Source organism: Streptomyces sp. WM6372 (genome assembly GCF_001279655.1).
Classification (GTDB): Bacteria; Actinomycetota; Actinomycetes; order Streptomycetales; family Streptomycetaceae; genus Streptomyces.
On record NZ_LGDB01000183.1, the window covers coordinates 43,139 to 64,226 of the forward strand.

Sequence of the window (21,088 nt, forward strand, 5' to 3'; positions counted from 1 at the left end):
TTGGCGGGAAGACTTCGGGACAGAAGCGCGACGTGCTGAAGATACTTCTCGTGGTCTTGCTCGTCCTGCTCGCCGCATGTGCGTCGGCCGCCGCCGTACTGGGCACGCCCTGGTTCGTGGCCCTGGCCGTCCCCCTCGTCCTGCTCGCGCTGGTGGCCGTGCACGACCTCGTACAGCGTCGGCACTCGATCCTGCGGAACTACCCGCTGCTCGGGCACCTGCGCTTCGCCCTGGAGGCCCTGCGGCCGGAGATCCAGCAGTACTTCATCGAGCGGAACTTCGACGGCCGCCCCTTCGACCGGGACACCCGGAGCATCGTCTACGAGCGGGCCAAGGGGACCGACGCCGAGGAGCCGTTCGGCACCGAGCTCGACCCGTACCGGCCCGGCAGTGAGTACCTCACCCCGTCGATGGCGCCGCGGGCGGTGCGGACGGATCCGCCCCGGGTACGGATCGGCGGACCCGACTGCACCCGCCCGTACGACATGGCCCTGCTCAACGTGTCGGCGATGAGCTTCGGCTCCCTGTCGGCCAACGCCGTGCTCGCCCTCAACGCCGGCGCCCGGTCGGGCGGCTTCGCCCACGACACGGGCGAGGGCGGGTTGTCGGAGTACCACCTGCGCCCGGGCGGGGACCTCGTCTGGGAGATCGGCACCGGCTACTTCGGCTGCCGGACCGACGAAGGGGGCTTCGACGAACGGCAGTTCGCCACCAAGGCCGCGCACGAACAGGTCAAGTGCGTGTCGTTGAAGATCAGCCAGGGCGCCAAACCGGGCATCGGCGGCGTCCTGCCGGGAGCCAAGGTCAACGCCGAGATCGCGAAGGTCCGCGGCGTCCCGCAGGGGAAGACGGTCGTGTCGCCGCCCTTCCACCGCGTCTACTCCACGCCGCGCGAGCTGGTGCGCTTCCTGGCCCGGATGCGCGAACTGGCCGACGGCAAGCCCGTCGGCTTCAAGCTCTGCGTCGGCTCGCGCCGGGAGTTCCTCGCCGTGTGCAAGGCCATGCTGGAGGAGGGCACCACGCCGGACTTCATCATCGTCGACGGCGCCGAGGGCGGAACGGGCGCCGCACCGCTCGAATTCGCCGACCACGTCGGCCTGCCGCTCGGCGAGGGGCTGATGACCGTACACAACGCCCTCGTGGGGGCGGGTCTGCGCGAGCGGATCCGGATCGGGGCCAGTGGCAAGGTCGCCACCGGCAGTGACCTGGTCAAACGCCTCCTCCAGGGAGCCGACTACACCAATGCCGCCCGCGCCATGATGTTCGCCGTCGGCTGCATCCAGGCCCAGCGCTGCCACACGAACACCTGCCCCGTGGGCGTCGCTACCCAGGACGAGCGGCGCGCCCGCGCCCTCGACGTCGGCGACAAGGCGCAGCGCGTGCGGCGCTTCCAGGAGGCCACGGTCAAGAGCGCCCTGCAGATCATGGCGGCGATGGGGGTCGACGAGCCGTCCGGACTGCGCCCGCACCAGCTGGTCCAGCGGGTGGATCCGTACACCGTCCGCTCCTACGCGGAACTGCACGAGTGGCTCACACCAGGACAACTGCTCGCATCAGCGCCCGAGGGCTGGGCATCCGACTGGCGGGCGGCCGACCCGGACCGCTTCACCCACTGACACCGCACCGGCCCTCCCCCCGGGGCCGGGGGCCGCACCGGACGGAAGGGAACTCCTGTGGCACGTACCGTCGCCCACGTGATCGTCGACGCACTCAAGGAACTGGGTGTCCGGCACGTCTTCGGCGTCGTCGGAGACGCCTTGAACCCCCTGACCGACGCCATCCGCACCGCCGACGACCTTGACTGGGTCGGCTGCCGGCACGAGGAGGCCGCGGCCTTCGCGGCCTCGGCGCAGTCTCAGCTCTCCGACACCCTCGGGGTGTGCATGGGCACGGTCGGGCCGGGCTCCGTCCACCTCCTCAACGGGCTCTACGACGCGGCCAAGAGCCGCACGCCGGTCCTCGCGATCTGCGGACAGGTCCCCCTCGCCGAGGTCGGCAGCGACTACTTCCAGGAAGTCGACAACGACCTGCTCTTCCGCGACGTGGCCGTTTACCGCGCCACGGTCACCTCCCCCGACCAGATGCCGCGGATGCTCGAGTCGGCCGTGCGCGCCGCCGTCACCCAAGGCGGCGTCGCCGTCCTGACCGTCCCCGGCGATCTGGGCGACCAGGAGCTGAGCGAGGACCGCCCCACGCGCTTCGCCCTCGCCGCGCCCCGCACGCGGCCCGACGACCCGGCCCTCGCCGAGGCCGCCGAGCTGCTGAACTCCGCCTCCCGCGTCACGCTGCTCGTCGGCCGCGGGGCGCGCGGGGCCCGCGCCGAGGTGCTCCGGGCCGCGGAGCTGCTCGCCGCGCCCATGGTGCTCACGCTCAAGGCCAAGGAGGGCTTCGAGGGCGACAACCCCTTCCAGGTGGGGCAGACCGGCCTGATCGGCAATCCCGCCGCGGCGCACGCGCTCGACAGCGGCGACGCGCTCCTCATGCTGGGCACCGACTTCCCCTACCGCGACTGGTACCCGACGGGGTGCAAGGTGGTGCAGGTCGACACCCGCGCGGAGCACCTCGGCCGCCGGGTCCCGGTGGACGTGGGTCTCGCGGGCGACGTCGGGGCCACCCTGCGCGCCCTGCTGCCGCTGCTGGAGGAGGCTCCCGACCGTACGCACCTCGACGGCGCCCGGGAGCGGTTCGTACGCTGGGAGGAGGGACAGCAGCGGCTGGCCGACCCGGGCCACGAGCACCGCTGGACCGGCAGGCTGCGGGCCGCACTCGACAACCGGGACCACGAGATCCGCCCGGAGGCCCTGGCCGCCGCGGTGGACCGGTATGCCGACGAGGACGCCGTGTTCACCTCCGACACCGGCATGGCCACCGTCTGGCTGTCCCGCTTCGTCAGCATGCGCGGCAGCAGGCGGCTGATCGGCTCGTACAACCTCGGTTCGATGGCGAACGCCATGCCCCAGGCCCTCGGGGCCCAGCTCTGGGCGCCCGACCGGCAGATCGTCGCCTTCTGCGGCGACGGCGGGCTGAGCATGCTGCTCGGCGACCTGATGACGATCAAGACGTACGGGCTCCCGGTGAAGCTCGTCGTCTTCGACAACCGCCGGCTGGGGATGGTCAAACTGGAACAGGAGCAGGCAGGACTCCCCGAGTTCGGCACGCGACTCGACAACCCCGATTTCGCCGCGGTCGCCACGGCCCTCGGCCTGACGGGCATCCGGGTCACCGATCCGGCCGGACTCCACGGCAGTGTGCGCCGGGCGTTCGAGACACCGGGGCCGGTCCTGCTGGACGTACTGACCAACCCCGAGGAAGTGGCCGTACCGGGCAAGCCGACCGTGGCCCAGGGGTGGGGCTTCGCCATCGCCAAGGTCAAGGAGACCCTGTCGAGCCGCGAGGACTGAGGGGAGTTCACAGCTCCGCGAGGGCCGGCAGCAGCTTCTTTTCGGACCAGTCCAGGAAGGGTTCCTGCCGGTCACCGCCGATCTGGATCAGAGCGACCTCGGTGAATCCCGCGTCGACGTACGCGCGTACCGCTTCGACGAAGGCGTCCACGTCGTCGCCGCAGGGGATGGCGTCCGCGACGTCCTCGGGCCTGGTGTGCTGCGAAGCCTGGGCGAAACCCGCGGGACCCGGGAGTTCCGCGTTGACCTTCCAGCCGCCGAGCGCCCAGCGGAACTGGTCGTGCGCCCGGGCCACGGCCGCGTCGCGGTCGGGGTCGTAGGAGACCGGGAGCTGGCCCACGCGCGGTTTGCCGGAGCCTCCGTACACGCCGAACGCGGTCAGCAGCTCCTTCTTCGGTTCGGTGGCGATGAGCAGGTCGCCGTAGCGGCCCGCGATCTCGCAGGAGCGGTCCCCGGAGACGGCGATCCCGATCGGGGGCGGATCTTCGGGGAGGTCCCACAGCCTGGCGTTCTCGACGTCGAAGTGGGCGCCGTGATGGCTGACGCAGTCGCCGGCGAACAGGGAGCGGATGATCCCCACGGCTTCCTCGAGCATCTCCAGGCGGACGTGGGCGGCGGGCCAGCCCGCGCCGACGATGTGCTCGTTGAGGTTCTCACCCGAACCCAGGCCCAGGCGGAAGCGCCCCTGGGACAGGAGCTGCATCGTGGCCGCCTTCTGGGCGATCACCGCGGGGTGGTAGCGGAACGTCGGGCACGTCACGTACGTCATGAGCGGGATCCGGGTGGTGGCCTGCGCGGCGGCGCCCAGGACGCTCCACGCGTAGGGCGCGTGCCCCTGGGCCTCCAGCCAGGGGAAGGAGTGGTCGGAGATGACGGAGAAGTCGAACCCCGCCCGCTCCGCGCCCACCACGTGCTCGACCAGCTCCCGGGGGCCGGCCTGCTCGGTCATCATCGTGTATCCGAACCTCGCCATACCGGGCGCCTTACCGCTCCGGAGCCGTTGAAACACCCCCTGCCGTCAGGCCGAACGGCCGGGGTCGAACGGTCACCCGTCTCCCCGCCGACGCTCTGCGGGCACCCGGTCGCAGGTCGACGTCGAGGTCGACGTCGAGGTCAGGCCGTCGACCGAGGCGATCCGGGGCTCGGTGAAGACCGCCGCCGGCACCGTCCACGTCATGGGCGCCGGCTTCGCGGACCGTTCGCGTGACGTGCGCGGTGCAGACGAGGCAGCCCTGCGCCAGGCCGGCCGGCCTCCCGGAGGCCGGCCACAGGCGCGTGCCCACCGTTCACCACACGCCGTGCCTGAACGGCCGCGGCGCGCGTTCGGACCGGTTCACACCGGCCTCGCGGCGAGTCTGCCTCAGGCGTCGTCCCGGTGGATCTGCTCTTCACGACCGATGCCCGGACGGTGCCGCTTGGCACGGTGGCCTCCGGCATCCGCGTCGTCCTCTGTCCTCCCCCGGACGACGGCGTCGTCCGCCTGGCGCCGGGCCTCACGGTCACCGCTCTCGCCCACGGCCTCGGACGGCGTGGTCCTCGGGTGTCGCCCGGACTTCTCGTGGTCCGCCATCGCGTCCTCCTCGGGTGGTCCCTGTCTCCCGCGACTACCCCGCACCGTCGCCCCGAAGCCTGCCGATCGGTGAGCGGCCCCGAGCGCGCAGCCGGACGGAGCACCCGGCGCGAACGCCGCCCGGGCAGTGCGCAGGGCCCGGGTACCGTGGGAACCAGCAGCAACTGGAGCGGCCATGCCCGTGACATCGACCTCGCGTTCTCCGTCCTGGTCGCCGCACCCGCCGGTGGGACCGCCATGACCGGCTCCCGCGGGCCGGCCCGGTGGCCGGGCTTCGGACGGATAAGCAGCACGATCCGCCGTACGCGGGCCGGCAGACGCTGGGGGCGTGTCCGGGACGTGGAACTGTGGCAGCGCTCGCTGGGGTTCGCCGCGCTCGGGTTCCTGACACTGGTACCGCTGCTGATCGTCGTGTCCGCGGCGAACACCGCCAGCGGACAAGGGTTCGCGCAGTGGCTGGGCGACGGGCTCGGCGTGTCGCCGGCCGCCAGGGCGGAGATCGACCGGCTCTTCGCCCTCCCCGGTGAGGCATGGCGGACCACCACGGCGTTCGGCCTGGCCCTGCTCGCCGTGTTCGGCCTGTCCTTCTGCACCCTGCTGCAGAGCGGCTACGAACGGATCTGGGACCTGCCGCCGGCGCGCTGGTGGGCCCGCTGGCGGCACGTACTGTGGCTCGGCGCGCTCATCGCCGTCCTCTACCTGTCGGCGATCACGTCACCGTGGCGCGAGTCGGCTGCCCGGGGGTTCGTCACCGTGGTGATCGGCACGCTGTTCTTCTGGTGGTCCCAGCGGCTGCTGCTCGGCGGCCGGATCGGGTGGCCGGCCCTCCTTCCCGGGGCGCTGGCCACCATGATCGGACTGCTGGGGCTCCGCATCTTCTCCCGGCTCGTCTTCTCACCTCTGATCGCATCCAGCGCCGTTACGTACGGCCCGTTCGGGACGGTCCTCGTCATCCAGACATGGCTCGTGGGGATCGGCGTCGTCGTCTTGGGCGGTGCACTCGTCGGCCGACTCGTCCACGACGAACTGGCGCGCCGGGCTCAACCGCCGGCTCCCGGCAGCTGAGACGACGGGGCTTTCCCGGTGGGGGTGGGGTTGGGGTTCCGTTCGGCCGGGCGGCAGCCTGTCCGGTGGCCCCTCCTTCGCATCCAAGCGCTGATTCGCGTCAACTCCCTTGTATACCAAGTGAATTGACCGGCAGCCGAGGAGGGATCGTCCCGCCTGCGGGATAAGGTGCGACCACCCCAACTACCGTTATGGAGACGGAACATGCGCATATCCGCCCTGCCCGCCGCCCTTGTCCTGACGGCCGCGACTCTCGCGGGAGCGGCGTCCCCGGCCGCCGCCGAGACCCCGGCCAACGTGGTCACCCTGGACGCCGGTCTCAACCTCCACCACAACACCGCGACCGTGACCTACGAGCGCGTCGACGGCGCGGTGAACTCCGTCAAGATCATCTCGGTGGACGTCACCAGCGGCGAACCCGACTGCGCCTGGGTGCAGTGGAACGACCCGAAGAACACCGGGGACGGCTGGACCAACCTCGACTCCGAGCCCTCCTGTCACGGCATCGGCCTGTTCGAGCCGCTCAACGTCGTCATCAAGGCTCCGGCCGGCCACCCGCTCAAGGTGCGCCTCGCCTCGTACCACTCCGACAGCAACGTCGTGATGCACAAGGACGTCGCGAAGCTCTAGGGGGCGCGGCGCAGCGCCGCGCGTAGGCCGTACGGTGCCGACACGGCCCCTTTCGGCACACGTTCCGTGAGTGCGACGAACCGAATGTTATTGATGTCTTGCAATCACACCACTTCATGGGAGGTATGCAATGCGTGCAAGTCGTCTGCTCCGTTTCACCGTCGTACTGGGTACCGCCGCGGCGCTCGGTCTGGGCGGAGCCGCGGCGGCCGGCGCCGACGGTGTCGGCAACTCCGGCCTCGGGAACAGCGGTGTCGGCAACTCGGGCATCGGGAACACCGGCGTCGGCAACTCGGGCATCACCAACTTCGGCCTGGGCAACTCAGGGATCGGGAACTGGGGTGTCGGCAACTCGGGCATCGCGAATTCCGGCGTCGGCAACTCCGGTATCGGCAACTAAGAAGCCGCTCGGCGCGGGCCGGTCGTGACGACACGGCACCACCACGGCCACGGGGTCCTCTCCCGCTTCCGGTCCGTACCCGGGGTCCGCGCGGCCTCGTCCTACCGGCGCGAGTGGCTGGTCAAGGACCTGGTCGCGGGAGTGGTCCTGACCACGCTGCTGGTGCCGCAAGGCATGGCGTACGCCGAGCTGGCGGGCCTGCCGGCCATCACCGGCCTGTACACGACGATCCTCTGCCTGCTCGGCTACGCGGCGTTCGGCCCGTCCCGGATCCTGGTGCTGGGCCCGGACTCCTCACTGGGGCCGATGATCGCCGCCACCGTGCTGCCGCTGGTGGCGGCGGACGGGGATCCCGGCCGGGCCGTCGCGCTGGCCTCGATGCTCGCGGTCATGGTGGCGGCCATCATGATCCTGTCCTCGGTGGCGAAGCTCGGCTTCATCGCCGACCTGGTCTCCAAGCCGACGATGATCGGCTACATGAACGGTCTGGCCCTGACCATTCTGATCGGTCAGCTGCCCAAGCTGCTCGGCTTCAAGGTCGACGCGGACCATCTGATCGGCCAGTGCGTCGGCCTCGTGCGGGAACTCGCCGACGGGGCGGCGGTGCCGGCCGCCGCCGCGGTGGGCATCTGCGGGATCGTCCTGATCCTGGTCCTGCAGCGCTTCCTGCCGAAGGTTCCGGCGGTGCTCGTGATGGTGGTCCTGGCGATCGCCGCGGCCACCGCCCTCGACCTGGGCGAACACGGCGTCGGCCTGGTCGGGGTGCTGCCCGAGGGATTCCCGCCGTTCACCCTCCCCGACGTGCGCCTCACCGACCTCGCACCGCTGCTCGGCGGTGCGCTGGGCATCGCCCTGGTGTCCCTGGCCGACACGATCTCGAACGCGTCCGCCTTCGCGGCCCGCACCGGGCAGGAGGTCCGCGGCAACCAGGAGATGGCGGGCGTCGGCGCGGCCAACCTGGCGGCCGCCCTCTTCCAGGGCTTCCCCGTCAGCACGAGCGGGTCCCGGACGGCGGTGGCGGAGCGCGCGGGGGCCAGGAGCCAGCTCACCGGGGTCGTCGGAGCGGCGCTCATCGTCCTCATGCTCGTACTGGCCCCGGGCCTGTTCCGCAACCTCCCCCAGCCGGCCCTGGCCGCCGTGGTCATCACCGCGTCGCTGTCCCTGGCCGACGTACCGGGAGCCGTCCGGCTGTGGCGCCAGCGCCGGACGGAGTTCCTGCTGTGCTTCGCGGCCTTCGCCGGTGTGGCCCTGCTGGGCGTGCTGCCCGGGATCGCCATCGCCGTGGCCCTGTCCGTCCTCAACGTCTTCCGGCGCGCCTGGTGGCCGTACGACACCGTACTCGGACGGGTGCGGGGCCTGGAGGGCTACCACGACATCCGCTCCTACCCGCAGGCCGAGCTGCTGCCGGGCCTGGTGATCTACCGGTTCGACGCCCCGCTCATCTTCGCCAACGCCAAGACGTTCCGGGACGAGATCAGGCGCATGGCCGGAGCGGAGCCGCGGCCGAGCTGGATCGTGGTCGCGGCGGAGCCCATGACCGACGTGGACACCACGGCCTCCGACATCCTTCAGGACCTCGACGAGACGCTCAACGCGGACGGCGTCCACCTCGTGTTCGCCGAGCTCAAGGACCCCGTGCGGCGCAAGATCGAACGGTACGAACTCACCCGGACCATCGACCCCGCACACTTCTTCCCCACCGTGGAGGCCGCCGTCGCCGCCTTCCGCCGGCGCACCGGAGCGCAGTGGGCGTCCCCCACCGGGCCCGGCGAAGGGCCCGCCCGGCCCGGTCCCGGGTCCGCCCGGCCCGGGACCGGCGACGAGAGGTGACCGTCCCCCGGGTGGTGGCGGCAGCCCCGGGTCCGACGCGCTCCGCCGCTCAGGTTCCGCTGTGTCCCGTCGCGGCCCGTCCCACGGTCAGCGCCAGCCGCCGTACCCGGCGCCAGTCCATCGGAGCCGCGGACTGCGGCACGCCGGGGCGGTGCCGGGGCACGCGCACGCGCAGGGCGCCCGATTCGATACGGCAGCGCACCGGAGTGGACAGCGTCAGGGCCTCGCCGTCGACACCGACCGGGATCACGGGAGCGTCCGCGTCGACGACGACCTCACGGGCGGTGACCGTCGTCAGCCCGCGGCCCTGCCCGCCGTGCAGCAGGAGCTCCGCCGCTTCGGCGGCGTTCGCGACATCGACGCTCAGCACCCCCAGCACACCGGAGTCCAGCCGCTCCCGGTGCCCCAGTCCGGCCGAATCCCCCCTCTGGTAGGGGTTGTTGCTCACCAGCACGGCCTGGGGACCGTCCAAGGCCAGCGCATCCACACGGACGCCCAGCCGTGCGCCGCTCGCATGGGTCAGCAGGGCCGGCAGCATCTCCAGGATGGTGCGGGCCTTGTCGTCACGGTAGGCCGGGCTCTGCACGACTTCCGCGTACACGCCGAACGAGGCGCTGTTCACGAAGACGCGCCCGGTGCTCCCGTCCGCCGGTGCGCCCCCGTGGATGAAGCCGAGGTCGACGCGCAGTTCGACGCCGTCGGTCAGCGCCTCCAGGCACCTGGACGGATCCGCCCGGTCCAGGCCCAGATCCATGGCGAAGTGGTTGCGCGTGCCGGCGCTGATCACCATGAACGGAATATCGTGCTCCACGGCCACGGCGGCGACCAGGGCCTGCGTGCCGTCACCGCCCGCGACGCCCAGCAGGTCGGCCCCGTCCTCGACGGCCTGCCGCGCCAGCTCGGCCACGTCCTGCCGCCCGGCCGGATCCAGTACGAAGACCTCGGCGCCCAGGGCCCGGGCCCGCTCCGCCAGACGGAACTTCTCGACCTTTCCGCCGCCCGAGCGCGGGTTCATGATCAGGTAGGGCCGCTCGGCGCGGACGGCGGAGCGCTCCGGCATGCCCGCCGCCGTGGCTCCGGCCAGAGCATGCCTGCCCGCGGCGATGGCCAGGGCCCACAGGACGAGCGAGACCAGCACGACCCACAGCAGCCCCGCGGTCGCGTACAGGAGGAGGACGGCAAGCGGGGCGACGACCACCAGCAGCACGGCCAGCGCCCTGATCCAGCCGGTGTGCGTGAGCATCCACCACACGCCCGCCGCCGTCAGCGTCAGCCCTGCCCAGCCCACCGCCATCAGCACGAGGCTCACGAGGCCGCCGAACAGCAGCAGCACCACGGGCGCTGCCAGGCCCGCCGCCAGGGCCAGCCGCGCGGTCCAACGCCTGCTCATGGGCCAACCTCCCGCCTGGGACGACGGCCTCCCGCCGCTCCATCGGCTGCCGCAACGAAGTCGGGCAGCCACTTCAGGCTACGAGCGCCCCCTCGGCGCGGCCTGCCGGCCGCGCCCGCGCTCGGCGGACAGGTGCTCCAGGCGGGCGGGGCGGCACGGCGGGCGGCGGCCCGGATGGCAGTACCGGCAGGTCCTTGGGAGCATTGCCCCGGAGGAGAGCCATGAAGAACCACCCGCCAGTGTTTCCGTCGGACGGACCTTCGTCACACAAAGACCAGGGCCGCGCGGGCGGTCCCGGCGGCACGGGCGAGTCCGGGGCCGGAGACGCGGCCGGGGGCGGAGACGCGGCCGGGGCCGGAGACGCGGCCGGGGCCGGAGACGCTGCCGGGGCCGGGGACCACGCTTCGGCGGCGGCCACCGAGCACGTCGAGCCGCCCCCTCGCTCCGGGAAGTGGCCCCGGCTGCTCCGCGTCACACTGCCTGGCTGCTGGGGCGCGCTCGTCCTGGCGTGCCTGTCCTTCACCCCGTCGCTGCTTCCCCGCGGAGGCGTGCTCCAGGGACTGATCTGCGGCATCAGCGCGGCCATCGGGTACGGGCTCGGCGTGCTCGCGGCCTACGTGTGGCGCGCCTTCGCCGACCGGGAGGCGCGCATCCCCTCGCGCAGGTCGTGGCTCGTCCTGCTCATCAGCGCGATCGTGCTGTTCGGCCTCGCGTTCGGGCTCGGACAGTACTGGCAGCACCAGATCCGCGTGCTCATGGACGTCACCGACTACAACGCGCTCACCACCATCGCCTGCCCGTTCATCGCCGCCCTCGTCTTCTACCTCCTGCTGATGGCCGGGCGCGGGCTACGGCACCTGTACCACGGGGCCGCGCGGCTCCTCGGGCGCTGGATCGGCCCGCGAGCCGCGCGGGTGGTCGGCTGGCTCGTGGTGGCGGGCCTGGCATGGTCCGTGTTCAGCGGGGTGCTGCTGGGCGGCTTCGTGAACGCGGCCAACGAGGCGTTCTCGGTGCGTGACACGAAGACGCCGGAGGGCGTGCACCAGCCCACGTCCTCCCGGCGCTCGGGCGGGCCCGGTTCCCTGGTGCCGTGGGATTCGCTGGGCTATCAGGGCCGGGCCTTCACCGGCAGCGGACCGTCGGCCCGGGACATCGGGACGTTCACCCACCGCACGGCGCAGGAGCCCGTCCGGGCCTACGCCGGGCTGGAAACCTCCGACTCCACGGAATCCCGGGCGCAGCGCGCCGTCGCGGACCTCGAACGGGCGGGCGGCTTCCAACGCGAGAACCTGCTCGTGATGACCACCACGGGAAGCGGCTGGGTCGATCCCGCCGCAGTGGACTCGTTCGAGTACCTCGGCAACGGAGACTCGGCCACCGTGGCGATGCAGTACTCGTACCTGCCGTCGTGGCTGTCCTACCTCGTCGACCAGTCCAAGGCCCGCGAGGCCGGCCGTGAACTCTTCGACGCGGTCTACGACAAGTGGTCCAAGCTGCCGCAGGACCGGCGTCCACGGCTGTTCGTGGCGGGTGAGAGCCTGGGGTCGTTCGGCGGCGAGACGGCCTTCAGCGGGGAGTACGACCTGCGCAACCGCACCGCCGGCACCCTCTTCGCCGGGCCTCCCAACTTCAACACGCTCTTCCGCGAGTTCAGCGACCACCGCGAGGCGGGCAGTCCCGAGATCGAGCCCGTGTACAAGGACGGACGGACCGTCCGCTTCACCGACGACCCAGCCACCGGCATCCCCCCGGCGGGCCGGCCCTGGGACGGGACGAGGGTGCTCTACCTCATGCACCCGTCCGACCCGATCGTCTGGTGGAGTCCCAGCCTGGCCTTCTCCGAACCCGACTGGATCGGAGAGACGCCCGGCACGGACGTGCTCGGCGCCATGGTCTGGATGCCCTTCGTGACCTTCTGGCAGGTCACCGCCGACCTGCCGTTCTCCACGGGCGTTCCGGACGGCCACGGCCACACCTACAAGGCCGCGTACGTCGACGGCTGGAACGCCGTCATGCGGCCCACCGGATTCACGACGCAGGACCTGGACCGGCTGAGGGAGATCATCCAGCCGGTAGGCTGAGCCCGACCGTCACGGGGCCGCCGGCGGGCGGTCAGCGCAACAGGAACCCGGCCAGGTAGCCGAACGCATTGACCGCCCAGTGCAGGCCCATGGGAGCCAGCAGACTGCCACTGCGGCGACGCAGTTCGCAGAAGAGGACGCCCGCTGCCGCCGTGAACACCACCGCCGCGACAACCGCCAGGACGCCGCCGAGCGCGGAGTCGCCGAAGACCGCGGTCAGAGCGGGCTTCGCCGTCGCCAGGTGCAGGGAGGGCAACACGTGCCACAGGCCGAACAGCAGGCTCGACACGGCGGTCGCCCACACCGTCCCGCGGGCGCGGCGCACCAGACCGTAGAGGACGCCGCGGAACGCGATCTCCTCCACCAGGACCGTGCCGACGGGAACCAGCACGAAGACGCGCAGCATCACCTCGCCGCCGCCCAAGTCGGCGTACCGCCGGTCCTCGAACACTGTCCTGGTGGCCGGCAAGAGGGCCCCGGCCAGGTAGACGAGACCGACGAGAGCGATCAGCGCCAGCGCCCAGCGGGCACCGCGGGGCAGGGTGCCGCGCGCAAGGCCCGCGTCCGCCCAGGTGCCGCCCGCCCATCGGAGCACGCCGAGCAGCAGGATGCTGACCACGACGGCCGTCACCAGGCCGAACAGACCCGGCCAGCGGTGGAAGACCAGGTTGGCGGCGACGAGAACCGCCACCGTCAGGCCCACAGCCGGCCAAGTGCCGATGGGTCCTGGCCACCGGATCCGGGGCGTGCCACTCACGGTGCGGCACCCTCGTGCACGCGCCGCCCGGCACCGTCGGGGTCGTGACAGGGCATGAGCGTCTGTCCTTCGGTTGAGCCGACGATTCGTCCCGCCCCCTCGGCCCCACGCTACCGGGCACGTCTCCCGGAGCGCCCGAGCGGCGGCGACGCGCCTGCTCATGCGCCGTGCCGTGGGGCGACGCGCCCTGTGACATGATCAGCCGCATGTTCGAGTTCTCCGCACGGAAGGGCGGCCACCGCCCCGTCCGATGAAGTGGCTGGACGAGGCCGTGTCCGCGGGACACGCCACGACCGCCGCCCACCCTGCCCGCGTCGCGGTCATCGACGCGCTACGCGCCGACCGCACCGGCCCCGTACCCGTCCGGCTGCTTCAGCTCTCCCGGGCCGACGACGCGTTCGTACGCCGTGAGGTCATGGACCTCCTGTCATCCGCCGCGGCCGGGCGCCGTTGGCCCGCTGCCGCCGAGGCCGCGCTCGCTCGGCTCACCGACCCTGATGAAGAGGTACGGCGCCGGGCCGCGTACCTCCTCGTGCACGCCGGAGGCAGCGATGTCGCGCTCAGGGCGCTCGGTGAACTCACCGAGCCCGTGGTGCGTACCGCCCTCGCCGATCGACTCCGGGGCTCCGTCGCGCACCTGCAAGACGACCCCTTGGCCTCCGTCCGCTTCCTTGCCCGACTGGAGACCCTCAGCGTCGCCCCTCCGCGGCAGTGGCTGCCGCTCGACGAGGCGCTGCTCGCCGATGCCCGGGAGGGCGCGCGCCACCTGGACGGCGTCGGGTGGCGCTGGGGCCGGGTCCTGTACGGGCTGGGGCGCGAGCGTCACGTCTACACCCTGGTGGCCCGCCTCCTGGGCGATCCCGCCACCCGGGACATCGGCGCCGGCCTGGCCAGGGAGGCCTGTCACGGCTGGCGGGCGGCCCCGGTCGAGCTCCTGCCCCTGCTGGTCCGTCACTGCGGAGGAGGAGGAATCGGCCCGGCCATGGCCGCAGCACTCACCACCGCCTCCCTCTCGCGGGCCGCGATGGACGCGCACGGTGCGCTGATCGCAGCGGTCCCCTTCACTCCGTATCCCAAAGCCCGTCGGCCTTCGGTCGGTCCGGCGCCGTCGTACGACAGCACGACGGCCGCCGCGGTCCTTCGGGCCAAGCCCGTGGACACGGGGCGCCTCCACCGAGCACCTGAGATCTTCGGGGCACTGCTGGACGCGGGTCCGCTGACCGTCCGGCAGGCTGCCCAGTTGCGCAATCTCACCTTCGAACGGCCTGGACGCATGCAGGCGCTGTGCGCTCCACTCTGGTTGCGCCACGCCGGCCCCACGGCGCTGCCCCGCCTTCTCGCACTCATGACACCGCGCCTCGGTGATGACGGGATCGGCGCGTACTACGCGGAAGGCCTGGCACGCATGGGCCGACACGCGGTGCCGGCGCTGCCGTCGCTGACGGCACTGATCGACCGGCGTACCCGCATACCGGTCAACGACTCCACGCGGGACGGCGAGACGATGCTGGACGAGAGCCTGCTCGCCGCCGCGATCGAGGCCCGTCGTGCGATCCTCGCCGACACTGATCCGATCGGGTGAATTGCGGGTGGGGATCCGGCGCGTCGCAGGTGCCGCCGCATCCGAAGAAACGATGGGGCACTGGTACTACGGGCGCGTTCCCACGCGACCGAAAGGTGCTCGCCCATGCCTTCCACACCCCCCGACGTGCCGGAGCCAGGGACGTCCCCACGGCCGAAACCCCGCCGTCGGCGCGGTCTGGCGGCACTGGTCACCGGCATCCTGATGGCCGCCGTCCTGCCCCTGGCCGCCGGTGCCCCGCAGGCCCGGGCGGCCGTCGGCATCGCCGAATACCCCGTACCCACCCCCAGCACCCCGGTCGGCATCACCACCGGCCCGGACGGCAACCTGTGGTTCACCGAGGCGGTCGGCAACAAGATCGGCCGGATGAGCGCCACGGGCACCCTCATCGCCGAGTACCCGCTGCCCGGCGAGTTCAGCACCCCGCACGACATCACCACCGGCCCGGACGGGAACGTCTGGTTCACCATGCAGCACTTCGACTCCCGGGTCGGGAAGATCGACACGAGCGGGACGGTCACCGAGTACCCCCTCCCCGACCAGTTCGACGAACCCACCGGGATCACCGCCGGCCCGGACGGCGCCATGTGGTTCACCGAGCAGAACGCCCACCGGATCGGCCGCATCACCACCACCGGCGCCCTCACCGAGTACCCGCTCCCGGTCGGCTCCGGCCAGCCGTCCTACATCACCACCGGACCGGACGGGAACCTCTGGTTCACCGAGATCGGCGACAACCTCATCGGCCGCATGACCCCGTCCGGCGCCGTCACCGAGTTCCCGGTCCCCGGCGGCGGCGGCCCGACCGACATCACCACCGGTCCCGACGGGAACCTCTGGTTCACCGTGTTCGGGGGCAACCGGATCGGCCGGATCACCCCGTCCGGCGTGATGACCCAGTACGACGTACCGTCGAACGGCTTCGCGCCCCAGCCCCAGGACATCACCGCCGGGCCGGACGACAGCCTGTGGTTCACCGAACGCAACAGCGGGAAGATCGGGCGGATCAGCACGTCCGGCGTCATCGCCGAGTTCCCCCTGCCCTCTTCGGAGCGCGGCCCCTGGGGCATCACCAAGGGCCCGGACGACGACATCTGGTTCGCCGAGACCTCCGGCTTCATCGGGCACCTCCACCTCACCGACGCCGACTTGGCCGTCGCGAAGTCCGACACGGGCTCCGACCCGGTCGTGGAGGGCCAGAACGTGACGTACACGCTCACCGCGACGAACAACGGCCCGCAGACGGCCGAGGGGGTCGTCCTCCAGGACACCCTCCCGGCCGGACTGCAGTTCGTCTCGGCGTCCCCCGGGTGCACCGCGGCCGGCACCACCCCGGACGTCGTCACCTGTGGCGTCGGCACCCTCACCGCCGGAGCGAGCGCCGCGCGCACCATCACCGTGACGGCCACGACCGAGGACATCGCCGTCGACACGGCGGGCGTGGCCGGGGCCGTCTCCGACCCGGCCCCGGCCAACGACACCGCGACGGAGACCACCACCGTCAACGCGGTCACCTGCCTCGGCGAACAGCCCACCATCACCGGCACCCCCGGCAACGACAACATCAACGGCACGCCCGCACGCGATGTCATCCTCGCCCACGGCGGCAACGACACCATCAACAGCGGTGCGGGCGACGACCTCGTATGCGCCGGCCCCGGGGCGGACTCGATCACCGGCGGCCCCGGCAACGACCGCATCGCGGGCGGCACGGGCGATGACACCCTCCACGGCTCCCCGGGCGACGACACCCTGACCGGCGGCCCCGGCAACGACTCCCTCTTCGGCGACGTCGGCAACGACAACCTCGACGGCGGCCCGGGCACGAACACCAACAACGGAGGCCCCGGCACCGACGTCTGCGCCAACCCCGGAACGGGCTCCGGCTGCCCGTGACCTGATCCGACAGGGTGCTCCCGAGACCGGGACCGCTACCGGGCCCGGACCGGGCCCCGGTCCGGGGGCGCCCCGTACTGCGTGACGACGACCCGGTGTCCTTCTCGGCCCGGCTGCGAGATGGTGGGGACATCGTGAACGGCGGAGGGTTCACGGGCCGGCGCAACGCGGCAGAGCCGGCCGCCACGCAGCACCACCGACCGCATCGGAGACGCCATGGCGATCACCCTGCTCAGCATCGCCATGGTGGTGGCTGCCCTCGTCATCAGGACGGCGGTCGCCGAAATCCGCCGGCCCGGCAGCGGACGCAGGCACTGGAGGTTCCTCACCGACCCACGAGCCCTCGCCACCGGAGCCCTCACCGCCCTGCTGCTCGGCCTCCTCGCCTGGACCACAGCAGGACCCGTCGCAGCGGCCTGGGCCGTGCTCGCCGGCGCGCTCGTCGCCTACGTGGTCGGAACCGACGGACGCGACGAACGCGACGGGCGCGACGACTGACCGAAGCCGCATCCCGAGAGGTCTCGGGGCGCGGAGGTCCACGGCCTGCGCCGACGCCGGCCGGAGCTGCTCACAGCATGACGTGTTTGGCCTGGGTGTAGTCCAGCAGGCCGGACAGGGAGAGGTCGCTGCCGTAGCCGGAGTGCTTGACACCGCCGTGGGGCATCTCGGAGACGGTGGTGCCGTGCGTGTTCACCCAGACGATGCCGGTGTGCAGGGAGCGGGTCGCGCGCATGACGCGGTCGTGGTTCGAGGTCCAGACACCGGCCGCGAGTCCGAAGCGGACGTCGTTGGCCAGGCGCAGGGCCTCCGCCTCGTCGGTGAACGGCTGGACGGTGACCACGGGGCCGAAGACCTCCTCCTGCACGATCTCGTCGTCCTGGCGCACGCCGGCCACGACGGTGGGCTCGTGGAAGAAGCCGGGCCGCGCGATACGGGCACCGCCGGTGACGATCTCCGCATGGCGGGGAAGACGGTCGAGCAGGGCCCGTACCGACGCGAGTTGGGCCGCGCTGTTGAGGGGTCCGAAGTCGGCGCCCGGCTCGCCGGGAGGGCCTGTGCGCAGTTTCCGCGCGGAGGCGGCGAAAGCGGCGACGAATACGTCGTGCACACGGTGGTGGACCAAGATCCGGGTGGGCGCGGTGCAGTCCTGGCCGGCGTTGTAGTAGGCGACGGCGGCGAGGGCGGCGGCCGTCGCCTCGACGTCCACGTCGTCGTGGACGATGACGGGGGCGTTCCCGCCGAGCTCCAGGTGGACCCGTTTGAGGCCGGCCGCCGCGGCGGCCGCGACCTCCTGGCCCGCCCGCACGCTGCCGGTGAGGGCGATCAGGGCCACGTCGGGGTGGGCGGTGAGCGCGCGGCCGGTGTCGCGGTCGCCGCAGACCACGTTGAGCACGCCCGGCGGCAGGTGTTCGGAGGCGATCCGTGCCAGCAGCGCGGACGAGGAAGGCGTGGTGTCGGCGGGCTTGAGGACGGTCGTGTTCCCGGCGGCGATCGCCGGGGCCATCTTCCATGCCGCCATCATCAGCGGGTAGTTCCAGGGAGTGATCTGGGCGCAGACCCCGACCGGTTCGCGGCGCAGCAGGGAGGTGCGGCCATCGGTGTACTCGGCTGCGGCGGCGCCCGGGAGGTTGCGGGCGGCTCCGGCGAAGTAGCGCACCGTGTCGACGATCGCGGGCAGTTCCTCTTCCCTGAACAGCCGTGGCGGTTTGCCGGTGTCCGCGGTCTCCGCCGCCGTCAGGACGCCCGCGTGCGCCTCGATCGCGTCGGCGAGGGCCAGCAGGGCGCGCTGCCGGACGGCCGGGGTGGTCGTGGACCAGTGCGCGTACGCGGCGGTCGCCGCCGCGACGGCGGCGTCGGTGTCGGCCGGGCCGGAGCGCGGGGCGTGACCGCGGACCCGGCCGGTTGCGGGGTCGGTCAGCTCCATCACCGCGCCGGAGGCGGCCGGCCGGTCCTCGCCGCCGATGTGGTTGAGCGGAAGGTCAGCCACGGCACAGCACCTCCTCGGCCGTGTCGCGTCCGGTGCGTACGGCGCCCTCCATGTAGCCGGCCACCCACTGGTCGGACCCGCAGACGTAGAAGGGCGGTTCGTGGGTGCCGTGGCGGGGGCCGACCGCCAGGACGTCACCGGGGGCCCACTGGGTGACGTACCCCTGGGTCCAGGGGTCGGTGCCCCACATCCGCAGGTACGTGGCGAGCGGGTGGTGCGCCGCGTCGCCGTAGAGGCGGGCGATCTCGGCCAGCAGTTCGGGGCCGCGCAGGTGTGCCGGGGTGCCCAGCAGGACGCCGAACCGTTCGGGCGGGACGAGGGCGGAGAGGATTCCCTCGCTCTGCGGCCAGGTGCTGCCGAGGACCCCTTCGCCTTCGGAGAGGCCGCTGAGGCCGTGGTCGCGCCAGAAGGGCGTGTCGTAGGCGGCGGTGAACTTCGCGGCGAGGGCGTGGCGTTGGCGGTGCAGGGAGGCGAGGCGCTCCTCGCTGACCCCGGTGACGGCGACCGATCGGAGCGGGCCGACGGGGAGGGCGCTGACGACGGCCGCGGCGGTCAGGGTTTCGCCGCCGGCCAGGCGTACGGAGCAGCGGTTGGGCGCCACCGTCACCGCCTCGGCCGCGGAGCCGGTCCGTATCCGCCCGCCGAGGGCCTCGGACATGCGCAGGGCCACGGTCGCCGAGCCCTCGGCGACCCGCAGCCCCTCCCAGGCCTCGTACTCGTAGTGTCCGGCGCCGGGTACGGAGGCGTGTTTGCGCAGGGCGGCGAGCAGGGAGGTGCGTTCGCAGGAGCCGTCGGCGAGGGCGAGCTGCCCGATCTCCCAGAGGCGTACGACGGCGGGTGTGGCGCCCTGGGCGCGGAGCCAGCCGCCGACGGAGTGCCGGTCCAGGGCGGCGGCGTCGGGGTGGGACCAGGGGTCGTCCGGGGCGACGGTACGGGCGAGCTCGGCGAAGGCGGCGGTGACCTTGTGGTGGCGGGCCTCGTCGCCGGGGCCGAACCAGTGGGGTGGGTCCCCGGCGGAGGCTCCTTCGGGAGTGGCGCGGACGAGGGCGCCGGGCTCGGCGACGTAGCTGGGGACCAGGGTGAGGCCCAGTTCCGCGACGAGGTCCGTGTAGGCGGTGTGGGCCCGGCCGACGACTTCTCCGCCCAGTTGGACGAGGCGGCCGTCGGGGAGCCGGGTCTGCTCGACGCGTCCGCCGACCCGGTCGCGGGCCTCGACGACGAGGACGTCGGCTCCGCCCGCGGCAAGGTCGCGTGCGGCGGCGAGGCCTGCGAGGCCCGCGCCGAGCACGATGACGTCGTGGTTCATTGGGGTGTTCCTTCGGTCGGTGCGGGAAGCCGGCGGGGAGGAGGTGGCGTGGCCGGCGCGGGAGGAGGCGCGGCCGCGGGCCGTCAGTCGAGGACCAGGCAGTGTTCGGGCTTCCAGCCGATCTCGACGCGCTCTCCCCCGCTCCAGCGGTCCTCCATGCGGGCGCGGACGGTGTTCTGTTCCAGCACGGACACCGTCACGCCCGGGGCGAGTTCGATGAGGTAGGTGGTGGTCGCACCGCCGTAGACGGTCTCCCGGACGACGCCGCTCACCTGGGCCATGTCCGGCTCGAAGTCGGAGAGCCAGATCTTCTCGGGCCGGATCGAGACGCTGACCCTGGTGCCGTCGGGGACTCCGGGGCGGGGGCCGACGGGCAGGGCGGGGCCCTGCTCCAGGACGACCTCGCCGGAGCGGTAGGTGCCGGGGACGAGGTTGGAGGTGCCCATGAAGGAGGCCGTGAAACGGCTGGTGGGGCGCTCGTACACGTCCTCCGGCGTGCCGCACTGCTCGATGCGGCCCTCGTTCATGACCGCGAGGCGGTCCGACATGGTCAGTGCCTCGTCCTGGTCGTGGGTGACGAAGACGAAGGTGATGCCGACCTCGCGCTGGATCTGCTTGAGTTCGACCTGCATCCGGCGGCGGAGTTTGAGGTCGAGCGCGGCCAGCGGCTCGTCCAGGAGCAGCACTTGGGGGCGGTTGACCAGGGCTCGGGCGAGGGCGACGCGCTGGCGCTGGCCGCCGGAGAGGGTGGGCGGCTTGCGGCCGGCCAGGTGCCCGAGCTGGACGAGGTCGAGCATGCCGGCGACCCGTTCGCGGATCTCGGCGCGGGCCACGCCCTTGCGCTTGAGGCCGAAGGCCACGTTGTCCGCGAGGGAGAGGTGGTCGAAGAGGGCGTAGCTCTGGAAGACGGTGTTGACGTTGCGCTTGTTGGGCGGCAGCCCGGTGACGTCCTCGCCGTCGAGCAGGACGCTGCCCGCGGTGGGATCGGCGAACCCGCCGATCATCCGCAGCAGGGTGGTCTTGCCGCAGCCGGAGGGGCCCAGGAGGGAGAAGAACTCGCCCGGGGCGATGTCGAGGGTGACGTCGTGGACGGCGTAGGCGTCCGCAGCGCCGGCGTACTGCTTGCCGACCCGGTCGAGCCGGACCGCAGGGTGCGGGTGCGGATTCGGGTGCGGATTCGGGTGCTGCATGGG

Annotated in this window: 18 protein-coding genes; 10 read left to right on the forward strand and 8 right to left on the reverse strand. The window is 72.4% G+C overall.

Annotated elements, in window-relative coordinates; translation table 11 throughout:
* The first annotated feature begins 32 nt into the window (after positions 1–32).
* The gene (locus ADK52_RS17785) at positions 33–1,616 is read left to right on the forward strand and encodes an FMN-binding glutamate synthase family protein (RefSeq protein ID WP_053690802.1); all 1,584 of its coding nucleotides are present in this window, start codon (positions 33–35) and stop codon (positions 1,614–1,616) included.
* Positions 1,617–1,673: 57 nt separating this feature from the next.
* Positions 1,674–3,401, forward strand: coding sequence for a thiamine pyrophosphate-dependent enzyme (locus ADK52_RS17790; protein WP_053690803.1), 1,728 nt, complete (start codon positions 1,674–1,676; stop codon positions 3,399–3,401).
* 7 nt (positions 3,402–3,408) lie between these two features.
* Here the strand turns inward: ADK52_RS17790 and ADK52_RS17795 are convergent, their stop codons facing one another.
* From ADK52_RS17795 to ADK52_RS17800, 3 genes are all read right to left on the reverse strand, one after another.
* Positions 3,409–4,374: an LLM class F420-dependent oxidoreductase gene (locus ADK52_RS17795; RefSeq protein ID WP_053690804.1), complete on the reverse strand. Its 966-nt coding sequence runs from the start codon at positions 4,372–4,374 to the stop codon at positions 3,409–3,411.
* Between the two features lie 72 nt (positions 4,375–4,446).
* Positions 4,447–4,578, reverse strand: coding sequence for a hypothetical protein (locus ADK52_RS44505; protein ID WP_267887273.1), 132 nt, complete (start codon positions 4,576–4,578; stop codon positions 4,447–4,449).
* 183 nt (positions 4,579–4,761) lie between these two features.
* Positions 4,762–4,971, reverse strand: coding sequence for a hypothetical protein (locus tag ADK52_RS17800; protein ID WP_053690805.1), 210 nt, complete (start codon positions 4,969–4,971; stop codon positions 4,762–4,764).
* A gap of 237 nt (positions 4,972–5,208) precedes the next feature.
* Between ADK52_RS17800 and ADK52_RS17805 the strand changes: the two genes are divergently transcribed.
* From ADK52_RS17805 to ADK52_RS17820, 4 genes are all read left to right on the forward strand, one after another.
* Positions 5,209–6,036, forward strand: coding sequence for a YhjD/YihY/BrkB family envelope integrity protein (locus ADK52_RS17805; RefSeq protein ID WP_053690943.1), 828 nt, complete (start codon positions 5,209–5,211; stop codon positions 6,034–6,036).
* A gap of 204 nt (positions 6,037–6,240) precedes the next feature.
* Complete coding sequence (locus tag ADK52_RS17810) at positions 6,241–6,666, forward strand: hypothetical protein (RefSeq protein WP_053690806.1); 426 nt, start codon at positions 6,241–6,243, stop codon at positions 6,664–6,666.
* 130 nt (positions 6,667–6,796) lie between these two features.
* Positions 6,797–7,066: a pentapeptide repeat-containing protein gene (locus ADK52_RS17815; RefSeq protein ID WP_053690807.1), complete on the forward strand. Its 270-nt coding sequence runs from the start codon at positions 6,797–6,799 to the stop codon at positions 7,064–7,066.
* Between the two features lie 24 nt (positions 7,067–7,090).
* The gene (locus ADK52_RS17820; RefSeq protein ID WP_053690808.1) at positions 7,091–8,896 is read left to right on the forward strand and encodes a SulP family inorganic anion transporter; all 1,806 of its coding nucleotides are present in this window, start codon (positions 7,091–7,093) and stop codon (positions 8,894–8,896) included.
* A 49-nt stretch (positions 8,897–8,945) separates the two neighbouring features.
* On the opposite strand, the gene ADK52_RS17825 is transcribed toward ADK52_RS17820, so the two are convergent.
* Positions 8,946–10,286: a diacylglycerol/lipid kinase family protein gene (locus ADK52_RS17825; RefSeq protein WP_053690809.1), complete on the reverse strand. Its 1,341-nt coding sequence runs from the start codon at positions 10,284–10,286 to the stop codon at positions 8,946–8,948.
* A gap of 461 nt (positions 10,287–10,747) precedes the next feature.
* Between ADK52_RS17825 and ADK52_RS17830 the strand changes: the two genes are divergently transcribed.
* Positions 10,748–12,367, forward strand: a complete 1,620-nt coding sequence (locus tag ADK52_RS17830; RefSeq protein WP_078988429.1) for an alpha/beta hydrolase — start codon at positions 10,748–10,750, stop codon at positions 12,365–12,367.
* 31 nt (positions 12,368–12,398) lie between these two features.
* On the opposite strand, the gene ADK52_RS17835 is transcribed toward ADK52_RS17830, so the two are convergent.
* Entirely contained in the window at positions 12,399–13,058 is a 660-nt protein-coding gene (locus ADK52_RS17835) for a CPBP family intramembrane glutamic endopeptidase (RefSeq protein WP_234343950.1), read from the reverse strand.
* 316 nt (positions 13,059–13,374) lie between these two features.
* Between ADK52_RS17835 and ADK52_RS17840 the strand changes: the two genes are divergently transcribed.
* From ADK52_RS17840 to ADK52_RS17850, 3 genes are all read left to right on the forward strand, one after another.
* On the forward strand, positions 13,375–14,706 hold the full coding sequence (locus ADK52_RS17840; RefSeq protein ID WP_053690811.1) for a hypothetical protein: 1,332 nt from the start codon (positions 13,375–13,377) through the stop codon (positions 14,704–14,706).
* Between the two features lie 105 nt (positions 14,707–14,811).
* A complete protein-coding gene (locus ADK52_RS17845; RefSeq protein WP_107090096.1) occupies positions 14,812–16,602 on the forward strand; it encodes an isopeptide-forming domain-containing fimbrial protein in 1,791 nt (596 codons plus the stop codon).
* A 216-nt stretch (positions 16,603–16,818) separates the two neighbouring features.
* Entirely contained in the window at positions 16,819–17,100 is a 282-nt protein-coding gene (locus tag ADK52_RS17850) for a hypothetical protein (protein ID WP_053690813.1), read from the forward strand.
* Between the two features lie 70 nt (positions 17,101–17,170).
* Here ADK52_RS17850 and ADK52_RS17855 read toward each other — a convergent pair whose 3' ends face one another.
* From ADK52_RS17855 to ADK52_RS17865, 3 genes are all read right to left on the reverse strand, one after another.
* Complete coding sequence (locus ADK52_RS17855) at positions 17,171–18,589, reverse strand: aminobutyraldehyde dehydrogenase (protein WP_053690814.1); 1,419 nt, start codon at positions 18,587–18,589, stop codon at positions 17,171–17,173.
* Positions 18,582–19,895 carry a flavin monoamine oxidase family protein gene (locus ADK52_RS17860; protein WP_053690815.1) on the reverse strand — a complete coding sequence of 438 codons (1,314 nt, stop codon included), beginning with the start codon at positions 19,893–19,895 and terminating at the stop codon, positions 18,582–18,584. Before ADK52_RS17860 ends, ADK52_RS17855 begins: the two co-directional genes overlap by 8 nt.
* Positions 19,896–19,978: 83 nt before the next feature.
* The gene (locus ADK52_RS17865; protein WP_053690816.1) at positions 19,979–21,085 is read right to left on the reverse strand and encodes an ABC transporter ATP-binding protein; all 1,107 of its coding nucleotides are present in this window, start codon (positions 21,083–21,085) and stop codon (positions 19,979–19,981) included.
* Between the last annotated feature and the right edge of the window lie 3 nt (positions 21,086–21,088).

What these genes read in the sequence shown, in the direction of transcription:
- ADK52_RS17795 (WP_053690804.1), bottom strand. Translation starts at nt 4,374, where the DNA reads ATGGCGAGGTTCGGATACACGATGATGACCGAGCAGGCCGGCCCCCGG.
- ADK52_RS44505 (WP_267887273.1), bottom strand. Translation starts at nt 4,578, where the DNA reads ATGACGTGGACGGTGCCGGCGGCGGTCTTCACCGAGCCCCGGATCGCC.
- ADK52_RS17800 (WP_053690805.1), bottom strand. Translation starts at nt 4,971, where the DNA reads ATGGCGGACCACGAGAAGTCCGGGCGACACCCGAGGACCACGCCGTCC.
- ADK52_RS17805 (WP_053690943.1), top strand. Translation starts at nt 5,209, where the DNA reads ATGACCGGCTCCCGCGGGCCGGCCCGGTGGCCGGGCTTCGGACGGATA.
- ADK52_RS17810 (WP_053690806.1), top strand. Translation starts at nt 6,241, where the DNA reads ATGCGCATATCCGCCCTGCCCGCCGCCCTTGTCCTGACGGCCGCGACT.
- ADK52_RS17815 (WP_053690807.1), top strand. Translation starts at nt 6,797, where the DNA reads ATGCGTGCAAGTCGTCTGCTCCGTTTCACCGTCGTACTGGGTACCGCC.
- ADK52_RS17825 (WP_053690809.1), bottom strand. Translation starts at nt 10,286, where the DNA reads ATGAGCAGGCGTTGGACCGCGCGGCTGGCCCTGGCGGCGGGCCTGGCA.
- ADK52_RS17840 (WP_053690811.1), top strand. Translation starts at nt 13,375, where the DNA reads ATGAAGTGGCTGGACGAGGCCGTGTCCGCGGGACACGCCACGACCGCC.
- ADK52_RS17845 (WP_107090096.1), top strand. Translation starts at nt 14,812, where the DNA reads ATGCCTTCCACACCCCCCGACGTGCCGGAGCCAGGGACGTCCCCACGG.
- ADK52_RS17850 (WP_053690813.1), top strand. Translation starts at nt 16,819, where the DNA reads ATGGCGATCACCCTGCTCAGCATCGCCATGGTGGTGGCTGCCCTCGTC.
- ADK52_RS17860 (WP_053690815.1), bottom strand. Translation starts at nt 19,895, where the DNA reads ATGAACCACGACGTCATCGTGCTCGGCGCGGGCCTCGCAGGCCTCGCC.
- ADK52_RS17865 (WP_053690816.1), bottom strand. Translation starts at nt 21,085, where the DNA reads ATGCAGCACCCGAATCCGCACCCGAATCCGCACCCGCACCCTGCGGTC.